This is a genomic window from Enterovibrio litoreus, assembly GCF_045679545.1.
Classification (GTDB): domain Bacteria; phylum Pseudomonadota; class Gammaproteobacteria; order Enterobacterales; family Vibrionaceae; genus Enterovibrio.
Window position 1 is genome coordinate 2979098 of sequence record NZ_CP166194.1, and the last position, 12440, is coordinate 2991537.

Below are 12440 nucleotides of genomic sequence, written 5' to 3' on the forward strand. Positions count from 1 at the left end.
TCTCATTTCCAGATCAATCCGCACCAGAAAAATCAGAGCAGAGTGTACAGTTTAAGCACTGAAAAATAGTGTCTCAAATTTAAAACATTCACACTGATCTATTTGTGACTTATCGGGATGACGCACATAAAAAAACCCTGTCGATAGACAGGGCTTGATTCAAATATGCTTGGCTTATGCCATTTCAGCTACCGGCTTGCTCTTCTCAGTGGCTTTAGCACCTGCCATGGCTGCGTGATAATGCACATCCATTTGCGGGAATGGAATCTCAATCCCCTCTTTGTCGAGGCCTTCTTTAATCGCCTGCATAAGGTCAAAGTAAGTTGACCAGTAATCTGCGGTATTTACCCAAGGACGAACCACAAAGTTCACCGATGAATCAGCCAGCGCAACCACACCCACTGTTGGCTCAGGCTCTGGCAATACACGTACATCTGCCTTCACAATGCGAGTCAGGACTTCCTTGGTTTTTTTCAGATCAGACTTGTAAGACACGCCAATCACAAAATCGATACGACGGGTATCATGACGTGAAAAGTTAGTGATCGGGCTTGAAATCACAGTTCCATTTGGCACAACAACCATTTTGTTGTCTGTCGTTTTCAGCACGGTTGAAAAAATCTGAATCGACTCAACCAATCCTGCAACGCCTGCCACTTCTACATAGTCACCAGACTTAAATGGACGGAAGGTCACAATCAATACGCCCGCCGCGAAGTTCGACAGCGAGCCCTGCAGTGCCAAACCAATTGCTAAGCCTGCAGCACCAATTACAGCGACAATAGACGCCGTTTCAACGCCCATACGACCCAGTGCTGCAATCAACACAATCGCAAACATCACATAACGAACCATGTTTTCGATAAAATCGACAACCGTCTGGTCCAGATTACGCTTTTTCAATACTACCGCCAAAGAGCCGGCGACTTTCTTCACTACCCAGTTACCAATAAGCAAGATAGTCAGTGCAGTCAGCACATTCATGGCATATTGAATCATCAATTCTTGGTTTGAAGCCAACCAGCTCATGGCTTCGTTTGCTGTTTGCTCAACAGCAAGTACCGCATTTTGTTCGGTCATCGTTTCTCTCACTAGTACAAAAACAAAACCACCTCACGCAATAGGAAACCATCAGGTGGCATCCAGGCGCGTGAGGTGGTTTGGGGTATGACTGAAATACAGTCATAAAAAAACCCGCTAAATTTAGCGGGTTTCTAGATCTTTTGTAACCCGTTTTTTTAAAAAACTAAATTACAGAACGTCGATTGCGTTCAAGTCAGCAAATGCTTTCTCAAGACGAGCAACCATAGAAGCTTGACCAGCACGTAGCCATACGCGTGGATCGTAGTACTTCTTGTTTGGCGCAGATTCGCCAGTTGGGTTGCCGATTTGACCTTGAAGGAACTCGCGGTTTTCAGCTTCGTAACGACGGATACCGTCCCACGTTGCCCACTGAGTATCAGTATCGATGTTCATTTTGATCACACCGTAGCCGATAGACTCTTGGATTTCTGCTTCAGAAGAGCCAGAACCGCCGTGGAATACGAAGTTCAGCGCGTTAGGTGCAATACCGAATTTCTCTGCACAGTAAGCTTGTGAATCACGCAGAATGGTCGGCGTCAGTACAACGTTACCTGCTTGGTAAACACCGTGTACGTTACCGAAAGATGCTGCGATAGTGAAACGTGGGCTGATTGCGCTCAGTTTCTCGTATGCGTATGCAACGTCTTCTGGAGAGGTGTATAGCTCAGACGCGTCCATGTGAGAGTTGTCTACGCCGTCTTCTTCACCACCAGTACAACCCAGTTCGATTTCCAGCGTCATGCCCATCTTTTCCATGCGAGCAAGGTATGCAGCACAGATTTCGATGTTTTCTTCTAGTGATTCTTCAGACAGGTCAATCATGTGTGAAGAGAACAGTGGCTTGCCAGTTTCAGCGAAGTGCGCTTCACCAGCGTCAAGCAGACCGTCGATCCATGGCAGCAATTTCTTCGCAGCATGGTCAGTGTGCAGAATAACTGGAACACCGTAAGAAGCAGCAACTGCGTGAACGTATTTTGCACCAGCAACAGCACCAAGGATTTGTGCACCTTGGCCTTCTAGTTTCACGCCTTTACCAACGAAGAAGCCTGCGCCACCGTTAGAGAACTGAACAACAACCGGCGCTTTAACTTTAGAAGCCGCTTCCAGTACGCCATTGATCGAGTCAGTGTTTACTACGTTTACCGCTGGAAGAGCGAACTTGTTCTCTTTAGCAATTTCAAACACTTTCTGTACGTCGTCACCAGAGATAACGCCAGGTTTTACAAAATCAAAAATCTTAGACATAACAATAGTCCTATTTACTCTGTAGTCTTTGAATGAATCAATACCAAGCTGGCCATATCCCGACCAACTCAGCTAAATCGGCAAACGTTTGCGATCAGCGCTGCGCATTGTACCCAAACGTCTCACCAAACACATTAATTATTGTCTTTGGTGTATGCATTTCCGCACGTAATTCTCGGCGAGAAACACATAAAAAAACGGAGGCTATTAACCTCCGTTTCATGAATTACGCTTTAGCGCGTGCTTCTAGCATTTCAACAGCTGGAAGTACTTTACCTTCAACAAACTCAAGGAAAGCGCCACCGCCAGTAGAGATGTAAGAAACGTCAGCTTTGATACCGAACTTGTCGATAGCTGCCAATGTGTCACCACCACCCGCTACAGAGAAGCCTGCAGACTTAGCGATAGCTTCAGAGATGCCTTTCGTGCCCGCTTCGAAGTTCTTGAATTCGAATACGCCAACTGGGCCGTTCCAAAGGATCGTTTTCGCGTTGCCGATGATTTCAGCAAGTGCTGCCGTTGATTGAGGACCTAGGTCGAAAATCATGTCGTCATCTTGAACGTCTGCAACGTTTTTGATTTCAGCTTCTGCGTTTTCGTCGAATGCTTTTGCACATGCAACGTCAGTTGCTACTGGAATCGCACACTCTTTCATTAGCTTCTTAGCAGTGTCTACTAGGTCAGCTTCGTACAGTGATTTACCCACGTTGTGGCCTTCAGCTGCGATAAAGGTGTTTGCGATACCACCGCCAACAACCAATTGGTCAGCGATTTTAGATAGAGACTCAAGCACAGTTAGCTTGGTAGACACTTTAGAACCACCAACAATAGCAACCAATGGACGCTCTGGGTTGTCCATCGCCTTGCCCAATGCTTCAAGCTCAGCAGCCAGAAGAGGACCCGCACATGCCACAGGCGCGAAAACACCTACGCCATAAGTAGACGCTTGTGCACGGTGCGCTGTACCGAATGCATCCATCACGAATACGTCACACAGTGCAGCATATTGCTTAGACAGTTCGTCTTCGTTCTTCTTCTCGCCTTTGTTAAAGCGAACGTTTTCTAGAACTACTAGCTCACCCGCGTTCAGCTCTAGGCCGTTCAGGTAGTCTTTTGCTAGTTTAACGTCGCAATCAAGCGCGTCGTTGAGGTAATTAACAACTGGTTGTAGAGAGAACTCTTCCGCGTACTCGCCTTCGGTTGGACGACCAAGGTGAGAAGTTACCATCACTTTTGCGCCAGCTTCTAGGCAAGTTTTGATGGTTGGGATTGACGCTAGGATACGTGCGTCAGAAGTTACTTTGCCGTCTTTTACTGGTACGTTCAAATCGGCACGGATAAATACACGTTTGCCAGCCAAGTCCAGATCGGTCATTTTAATTACAGACATTTTCGTCCTCTCTATAAAGTTGCAAAAATTAATAAATTTGCTTTAGCTCTTACGAAGTAAAAGCCGTGACTCAAGCCTTCGAGCCACTGGAAACTGCGTCCATGGCTAACGCGGTATCTAACATCCGGTTAGCAAATCCCCACTCGTTGTCGCACCACACCAGCATTTTCACCAAATTGTGGTTACTCACCCGGGTTTGCGAGCCATCGACAATGGCACTGTGGGGGTCATGGTTAAAGTCAATCGAGACTAATGGTGCCTCGGTATAATCAACGATGCCGTTCAATGTACACCGAGCAGCCTCTTCGAGTGATTGATTTACGTCATTAACTTTCACTTTTGTGTTAACTGTGACGCTTAAATCCATCGCCGTGACATTTATCGTAGGAACTCTAACTGAAATCGCTTCAAATTTGTCAGAAAATTTCGGAAATATTCTTCCAATTCCTAAATGTAATTTGGTGTCGACAGGAATAATAGACTGACTGGCAGCACGTGTGCGTCGCAAATCTGGGTGATATGCATCAATTACCTGCTGATCGTTCATCGAAGAGTGAATTGTTGTGATAGTGCCGGATTCAATACCGAACTTCTCATCAAGTACTTTTATTACCGGAACAATACAATTTGTGGTGCAGGAACCATTGGAAACAATACGATCACTGGCTTTCAAGGAGTCTTCATTCACACCAAAGATAATGGTGTTGTCCAAATCGTTACTCCCTGGGTGGGAAAACAATACCTTCTTCGCGCCTGCATCAAGGTGGGCTTGACCATGTTCACGATTGCCATAAACGCCAGTGCAATCGAGCACGATGTCGATGTCTAAATCACGCCAAGGAAGAAGGTTGATATCGCTAAGATGTAGGATGCGGATTTTATCGTCGCCGACAAAAAGAAATTCCTGACTGTTCGAGACCTTTTTAAAGAAGCGACCATGACTGGTGTCATATTGCAGAAGGTGTGCCATCGCATCAGGCTCTGCAAGTTCATTGACAGCAACGATGTCAATGTTATCTCTTCTGCCACTCTCGTAAAGTGCGCGGAGCACACTACGACCAATTCGGCCAAATCCATTGATTGCGACGCGTAATGCCATGTCCCTGATCATCTCAGTCATTAATGAAATGCGGCCGACAGTCTATCTCAAGCACGTAAAATACGCACGTAGAATGTGATTGGTCTCTCATCAATATTTCTGATTGATTGGTTCAAAAATCAAAAAGAAAAAGCCCCGCAAAAGCAGGGCTAGAAGGTTACGTTTTAACACCTAATATCGCTAGTTAAGCAAGCAACTCTTTCGCCGTCTCAACCACGTTTTCAACCGTAAAGCCGAACATCTTGAACAGCTCGCCTGCTGGTGCAGATTCGCCAAAGGTGTGCATACCGATGATACGGCCGTCGAAACCAACGTACTTGTACCAGAAGTCAGCAATACCCGCTTCAATCGCAACACGTGCGGTCACGTCTGAAGGCAGCACTGATTCACGGTAAGCCGCATCTTGCTTGTCAAACACGTCAGTTGCAGGCATAGAAACAACGCGAACTTGCTTGCCATCTGCAGCGATTTGCGCCGCAGCTTCTACCGCAAGTTCAACTTCAGAACCTGTCGCAATCAAAATAAGGTCAGGCTTACCTGCGCAATCTTTCAGGACGTAACCGCCCTTCGCGATGTCAGCCACTTGCTCAGCAGAACGATCTTGCTGCGCCAAGTTTTGACGCGAGAAAATCAGCGACGTTGGGCCGTCTTTGCGCTCAATCGCCAGTTTCCAAGCAACTGCAGATTCCACTTGGTCACACGGACGCCATGTGCTCATGTTTGGTGTTAGGCGGAGTGATGCAATTTGCTCAACAGGTTGGTGTGTCGGGCCATCTTCACCCAAACCGATAGAGTCATGGGTGTACACTTGGATGTTCTGAATTTTCATCAGTGCAGCCATGCGCATTGCGTTACGTGCGTATTCCATGAACATCAGGAAGGTTGCACCGTAAGGCACGAAACCGCCGTGCAGTGCGATGCCGTTGATGATCGCCGTCATACCGAACTCACGCACACCGTAGTGAATGTAGTTACCAGATGCGTCATCAGCGGTTACCGCTTTCGAGCCAGACCACATGGTCAGGTTTGAAGGCGCAAGGTCAGCAGAGCCACCCATAAATTCAGGCAACATAGCACCAAACGCTTCTAGCGCGTTTTGAGATGCTTTACGTGATGCAATGTTGGCAGGGTTTGCTTGCAAATCAGCGATGATTTGGTTCGCTTTCGCTTCCCATTCTGCTGGCAATTCGCCGTTTACGCGACGCTTGAATTCAGCCGCAAGCTCTGGATAAGCCGCTTCATAAGCTGCAAGTTTTTCATTCCACGCAGACTCTTTCGTCGCGCCCGCTTCTTTTGCATCCCATGCGCCGTAAACGTCAGCTGGAATTTCAAACGGACCGTGCTCCCAACCTAGTTGCTTGCGCGTTGCTGCGATTTCATCCGCGCCCAGTGGTGCGCCGTGACAGTCGTGTGTGCCTGCTTTGTTTGGTGAGCCAAAACCAATTACGGTTTTGGTACAAATCAGTGTCGGACGGCCTGTTTCAGCTTTTGCTGCTTCAATCGCTGCGTTGATTGCGTCAGCGTCGTGACCATCAACCGCAGGGATAACATGCCAGCCGTACGCTTCGAAACGCTGAGGTGTATTGTCAGTGAACCAACCTTCAACATGACCATCGATAGAAATGCCGTTGTCGTCCCAAAACGCCACCAACTTACCAAGGCCTAATGTGCCTGCAAGTGAACACGCTTCGTGAGAGATACCTTCCATCAAACAGCCGTCTCCCAAGAACACATAAGTGTTGTGGTCAACGATGTCGTGGCCTTCACGGTTAAATTGCGCTGCCAGAGATTTTTCTGCCATCGCCATGCCTACCGCATTGGTGATGCCTTGGCCAAGAGGACCGGTTGTGGTCTCGATGCCTGGTGCATAACCGTACTCAGGGTGGCCCGGGGTTTTAGAATGTAGCTGGCGGAAGTTTTTCAGATCATCAATCGACAGATCGTAACCCGTTAGGTGAAGCAGAGAGTAAATCAGCATTGAGCCATGACCGTTCGACAAAACGAAACGGTCGCGGTCAGCCCACTCAGGGTTTTGTGGGTTGTGGTTCATGTGATCGCGCCAGAGAACTTCGGCGATATCAGCCATGCCCATTGGGGCGCCCGGGTGACCAGAGTTGGCTTGTTGTACACCGTCCATGCTTAGTGCACGAATCGCGTTTGCTAAAACCTTGCGGGAAGACATGTCTGCTCCTGAGATCAATAGAGGTTTTGTGTTATATGCAATCAGGCACAATACTTTTATTTGTAAATGGCCAGATCGCAGAGTTCGGCGGGCTCGTATTGTCGCAAGACTCCCGTTCCTCTGCAAACGTTTTACATGGCTGATTTTATAGGGAACAGCGTCAATTTAGCCTGCACGTACTGCATCTATTTGTAATTGTGGGGTTAGCAACGCAAACGTTTACGTGTTAGACGGACAAACCGTGGGGTTGATTTATCAATCTCGTGACGTAGAATAGACGTCCAGATGGAAAAGCATCTATACATTTAAACGTATATTCGATATCAATTTTATACCAACGGCAGTCAGCACACGTTTAACACACTGCTGAAATTGGTATTCACTCATTAGGGAAAACGTTATGGCTAAGCACCTGTTCACTTCTGAATCTGTATCAGAAGGGCACCCAGACAAAATTGCAGATCAGATTTCTGATGCCGTTCTTGATGCAATTCTGGAGCAGGATCCAAAAGCACGTGTTGCGTGTGAAACCTATGTCAAAACTGGCATGGTGATGGTTGGCGGTGAAGTAACAACGTCAGCATGGGTTGATATCGAAGAAATCACGCGTGAAACCGTGCGTGATATTGGTTATGTCCATTCTGACATGGGCTTTGATGCTGATTCTTGTGCCGTATTGAATACCATTGGTAAGCAATCGCCTGACATCAACCAAGGTGTTGACAAAGCAGATCCTAAAGATCAAGGCGCTGGCGACCAAGGCATCATGTTTGGCTATGCGTGTAACGAAACTGACGTGCTGATGCCTGCTCCAATTACTTACTCACACCTTCTTGTTAAGAAACAAGCTGAAGTGCGTAAGAGCGGCAAACTAAACTTCCTACGTCCAGATGCAAAGTCTCAAGTCACCTTCCAATACGACCAAGGCAAAATTGTGGGCATTGATGCGGTTGTCCTTTCGACTCAGCATTGCGATTCAGTGACCACTGAACACCTTCGCGAAGCAGTCATGGAAGAAATCATCAAACCTGTACTGCCAAGCGAGTGGTTGAACAAAGAGACCAAATTCTTCATTAACCCAACCGGTCGTTTTGTTATCGGTGGCCCAATGGGCGACTGTGGTTTGACCGGTCGTAAGATCATCGTTGATACCTACGGCGGCGCAGCGCGTCACGGTGGCGGTGCATTCTCGGGTAAAGATCCATCAAAGGTTGACCGTTCTGCAGCATACGCAGCGCGTTATGTCGCGAAAAACATCGTTGCCGCGGGTCTTGCGGATCGCTGTGAAATCCAATTGTCATACGCCATCGGTGTCGCTGATCCAACATCTATCATGGTTGAAACTTTCGGCACTCAGAAAGTATCAGAAGAGATCATCATCGAAGCCGTACGTCAGCACTTTGACTTGCGTCCATATGGCCTGCAAGAAATGCTGGATCTGCTGCAACCTATCTACAAGAAAACAGCAGCTTACGGTCACTTCGGCCGCGAAGAATTCCCTTGGGAAAAAACCGACAAAGTGGCTGCACTGCGCGATTTCGCTAACATCAAGTAAGCGCACAGTAAAACAGCTTTGCACAAAGAGGTCTTCGGGCCTCTTTTTTGATCCTGCTTCCAACCATACCCCCACACTTCATGTCCCGTGATGCCATATAGATTTTAAAAAGCGATTTTTGCGTTGTAAAAACAGCGTGATAAATCGATACATCGTGTATCTAACAACTAATACAGTTTTTCAATAAGGATCAGCGATACGATAGAGTCGTTGTGTCCGGTTCGTTGTCCGTGTCATACAGATAACATGCATATTCTGCGAATTGCATCGTCAAAGATTAAGGAAAAATCGCATGACGGAGCTGCTTGAAAGACCGCTGGTTTTACCCTGCGGCTTAACACTAAAAAATCGTCTGATAAAGACCGCCACCGCTGAAGGGCTGTCCGATCGCTTTGGACGTCCAACTCTCCGGCTTTTGCGTCTTTATAAGCAATGGGCAGCCAGTGGTGCTTCAGCCATTATTACTGGCAATATCCATGTCGACAGCAACCACCGAGAGCAATGGCGCTCTTTGGTTATTGACACGCACGGGAGTCCCGCACGCTTTAAGATACTGACTCAACGTGTCCGCCGTGAACACTGCGCCTTGATCGCCCAGTTAAATCATGGCGGTCCGCAAACACCCAACGATATTCATCACCACCCGTTTTCGCCCAGTGACAGCAAGCCACCTTGGTATTTTCTAGACTATAACCCTGCTCGGGCGATGAGCCATGACGAAATCGAAAGTGTCATTGAGCAATTTAGTTCTGCGGCTCGTTTTTGTCACAATGCCGGATTCTCAGGCGTGCAAATCCATGCGGCACACGGCTATCTGCTCAGCGCATTTCTCTCACCTGCGTGGAATCACCGCACGGATAAATGGGGAAGCAATGCAACCGATCGGGCGCGTATAGTCATCCGTATTATTGAAGGTATTAAGAATCAGACAAACCATCAATTCGCGGTAGGCATCAAACTCAATTGCCGTGACTTTATCAAAGGCGGTACGACAGAAGAGGATTGCGCCGAAACCGTCCGATTGCTTTGCGATGCAGGCGCTGACTTCATTGAGATCAGCGGTGGCAGCTATCTCACCATGGCCATGTCTGGGCAAAAAGCCGTGAAGTCCAGTGCCTATTTTGCCGATTACCTGCCCAAAATCCGGCAGCAATGCAGCGTGCCATTGCTGCTAACAGGTGGTATTCGCGACAAAGAGACGATCGACAGACTTCTCGGCGATCACACCGCTGACCTGATCGGCATGGCGCGACCGTTTTGTCTGGTGGACCGCCCCATCGCCTTACTCAGAGCAGGTAAAACGCTGCCGGGGAAAGCGCCTTGCTCTTCAGCCTCAAAAGCGTGGAGAGGAAGCTTACGACGCCTACTTCCCTCCCTGGCCACCCTTGACCATTATCGAGAGCAAGCATGGTTTGCTGACACCCTTCATTGCAAAAGCCGACACCATCCAACCCTTTCTGCGTTGAGCCCCAAAAGCGCCTTGAATGCGTTTTATCAACGCGAAGAGCAGCATCGCCGAGATGCACCGCAATACACGCTCAATGCGTGGTGGGGAGGCAGGATCACGGAATCCATCGCCAATACTGCACTGGTCATCCCCGTCAGTTGCTTCGAGCAATTTTTTTGCGATGTTCTTAAGCAATGCCAACTCAACCTCGGTAAAGAAAATCAACACGAGGATTTCAAGCGCGCTCTGAACAGCCTCATTGAAGAAGAGTCAGCCCACTCTGCAAAACACAAAGCCATGAACAAAGCACTCAGTGAGATGGGTTATCCCGTTGAACAACTTGAATTGCAGATTGAAAAGCATCTCAACGCACTTCGGCGCAAGCCTCTCGACTATCAAGCCGCTTATGTTGCTGCGGCCGAAGCGCAGATCGCAGAGGTCAGCAAGCGCATCCTCGCTAAACATAAGCTCTATCAAGATATGCACCCGCCTTGGCGTCATTTTCTGGTTGAGCATGCCAGTGACGAAATTCAGCATCAGTGGGTCAGTGAAGCACTTGTCGAGCACATGGATGTTCCGCGCTGGACCCGCTTCAAAGCCACTGTCGATTTCAATCTCTACTCTCTGCTCAAGCTACGTTATGGCGTTTGGATGCTGTGCCGAAGTCGTCAATTTTCAAGAGTCAAAAGCACGCAAATCTTGCTCAGCACCGAATGGATACTCTGGAGTGGGCACAAACCTCTTGGCATGGCATGGCTAAAAGGTGCAGCCGATGCGCTGAAGCTCATCCCAAAAATCAAATCTCAACCTTAGGAGGGAAACCTTATGGATTCTGAAGAAACATTAGCGCTACCCACCGACCGATATTGGGCTGGTGGACACGGACGCTATAACACCTACATACTCACCGCCCTACTGGCAACGGTGCCCGCCTTCGAACGCTTTTTGTGTCGAACAATGGAAACCTACTTAGCCTCTGATAAGGTGACTGAAAGTGGCCGCCGCTTTGCCAATCAATTGCACATGGAAGAAATTGAACACATTGAAGAACACGATAGAGTATTCAATGCCCTCGCTGAACTGGGTTATCCCGTTGAGGACATCGCCAAAGACACTCAGCTTTGGTTAGACGAAGCCCTGGCTTCTCCACTCAATACACGCATGGCCTATGTGGCACTCGGCGAATACAATATTTCCAACGCATGCCGCGGAATTTTACGTGGTCACCCCATGTATGAAGGAGGTCATCGTCCTTGGTTGGATTACCAACTTCAGCATGCAGAAGAAGAGATTTCACACTACTCACTCTCTCTTGCTATCTGCCAACAACTAAAGATCCCAAAATGGGAATTCTTCCGCGCCTATGCCAAATATTCACGAAAAGGGACTTGGGCATTTATCTCTGCCATACGCCATATACAGCGACATGAAGGCTGTTCAATGGGCGATAAAACCAAGTTTTGGCTCTACTGGTATCGCACCCAGTACTTTTCTCGCAATCCGGTTTTCCTCGAAGTGACCGCAAAATCAATTCTGATTTTCAAGGAAGTGTACAAAAACCCTGAGATGCAAAACTGGGCGGAGCAACATGTCGAAAGTGCCAAAGAGAAATACGGAAACTAATGCACCGCTGATCCTGATAAGCGGTGGTGCTTCTGGGATTGGTCTCGCCGTAGCGCGATACTTTCATGCCCAAGGCTGGGCAGTGGCAACCCTTGACCGAAATCACAGAGACACCAACCAACAAGAAGGGGACTATCACTTTCAAGGTGATATGCGATGCCCAGAGTTCTTAACGCAAGCGTTGTTTGAAATCGCCCGTTTGCCTTTCCCCGTTAGTTTGGTTTTTGCCAATGTCGGCACCTCAGCCGCAGGTGCCTTTGAAAACATCCCTTGGCACAAACATCAGGAAGTGCTCGACACCAACCTTCGCGCCACCCTCGCCTTAACACATTTGGTGCTTCCCCTTCTGAGCGCTGAAAATCGAGCCTTGATTGTCTATTCCACGTCAGTCTCCGTGCTTCACGGCGTCCCCCAAATGGCCACATACAGTGCAACAAAAGCCGCCATTCACGCTTTTGCTGAAGCCTTACATATCGAACAAGAGCCGCACGGCATTCGAATCTCTACCCTCATGCTGGGCAAGTTTGATACACCAGCCAAACAAAAAATTCGCGTGTGGCATGCCGATGGCTCAAACCGAAAATGGGGAGGGTTTCGCTTACCCGGTAAAGCTGAGGGTCAAGCCTATAATAGAGAGCAATCGCCAGAGATCGTCGGCCCAACATTAATGCGGTATTATCAATCTCATCGACAAGGCATGTTGTTTCTGCCAACCTCTTTGTCGTTTTATTACCGTACGAGCCGACTGATACCGCAAGTAATGAGAAATTTTTATCGCCGCTATCTGAGTCTGAACCAAGAACAATAGGACAACAC

9 protein-coding genes are annotated in these 12440 nt (G+C 48.1%); 4 read left to right on the plus strand and 5 right to left on the minus strand.

Annotation, left to right across the window (positions count from 1 at the left end):
• Window positions 1-174: 174 nt before the first annotated feature.
• The 5 genes from mscS to tkt form a co-directional block, all read right to left on the minus strand.
• Complete coding sequence (gene mscS / locus AB8599_RS13230) at window positions 175-1080, minus strand: small-conductance mechanosensitive channel MscS (protein WP_407331363.1); 906 nt, start codon at window positions 1078-1080, stop codon at window positions 175-177.
• Between the two features lie 171 nt (window positions 1081-1251).
• On the minus strand, window positions 1252-2328 hold the full coding sequence (gene fbaA, locus AB8599_RS13235) for a class II fructose-bisphosphate aldolase (protein WP_407331364.1): 1077 nt from the start codon (window positions 2326-2328) through the stop codon (window positions 1252-1254).
• 226 nt (window positions 2329-2554) lie between these two features.
• Window positions 2555-3718 carry a phosphoglycerate kinase gene (locus AB8599_RS13240; RefSeq protein WP_407331365.1) on the minus strand — a complete coding sequence of 388 codons (1164 nt, stop codon included), beginning with the start codon at window positions 3716-3718 and terminating at the stop codon, window positions 2555-2557.
• A gap of 70 nt (window positions 3719-3788) precedes the next feature.
• Window positions 3789-4817 carry an erythrose-4-phosphate dehydrogenase gene (gene epd, locus AB8599_RS13245; protein ID WP_407331366.1) on the minus strand — a complete coding sequence of 343 codons (1029 nt, stop codon included), beginning with the start codon at window positions 4815-4817 and terminating at the stop codon, window positions 3789-3791.
• A 184-nt stretch (window positions 4818-5001) separates the two neighbouring features.
• Entirely contained in the window at window positions 5002-6999 is a 1998-nt protein-coding gene (tkt, locus tag AB8599_RS13250) for a transketolase (protein WP_407331367.1), read from the minus strand.
• A gap of 400 nt (window positions 7000-7399) precedes the next feature.
• On the opposite strand from tkt, the gene metK reads away from it, so the two are divergent.
• The 4 genes from metK to AB8599_RS13270 all read left to right on the plus strand — a co-directional run bounded on the left by metK (window position 7400) and on the right by AB8599_RS13270 (window position 12432).
• Entirely contained in the window at window positions 7400-8554 is a 1155-nt protein-coding gene (metK, locus tag AB8599_RS13255; RefSeq protein ID WP_407331368.1) for a methionine adenosyltransferase, read from the plus strand.
• Between the two features lie 292 nt (window positions 8555-8846).
• On the plus strand, window positions 8847-10814 hold the full coding sequence (locus AB8599_RS13260) for a metal-dependent hydrolase (protein WP_407331369.1): 1968 nt from the start codon (window positions 8847-8849) through the stop codon (window positions 10812-10814).
• Window positions 10815-10826: 12 nt separating this feature from the next.
• Window positions 10827-11624 carry a metal-dependent hydrolase gene (locus tag AB8599_RS13265; protein WP_407331370.1) on the plus strand — a complete coding sequence of 266 codons (798 nt, stop codon included), beginning with the start codon at window positions 10827-10829 and terminating at the stop codon, window positions 11622-11624.
• Entirely contained in the window at window positions 11590-12432 is an 843-nt protein-coding gene (locus AB8599_RS13270; protein WP_407331371.1) for an SDR family NAD(P)-dependent oxidoreductase, read from the plus strand. Before AB8599_RS13265 ends, AB8599_RS13270 begins: the two co-directional genes overlap by 35 nt.
• Window positions 12433-12440: the final 8 nt, after the last annotated feature.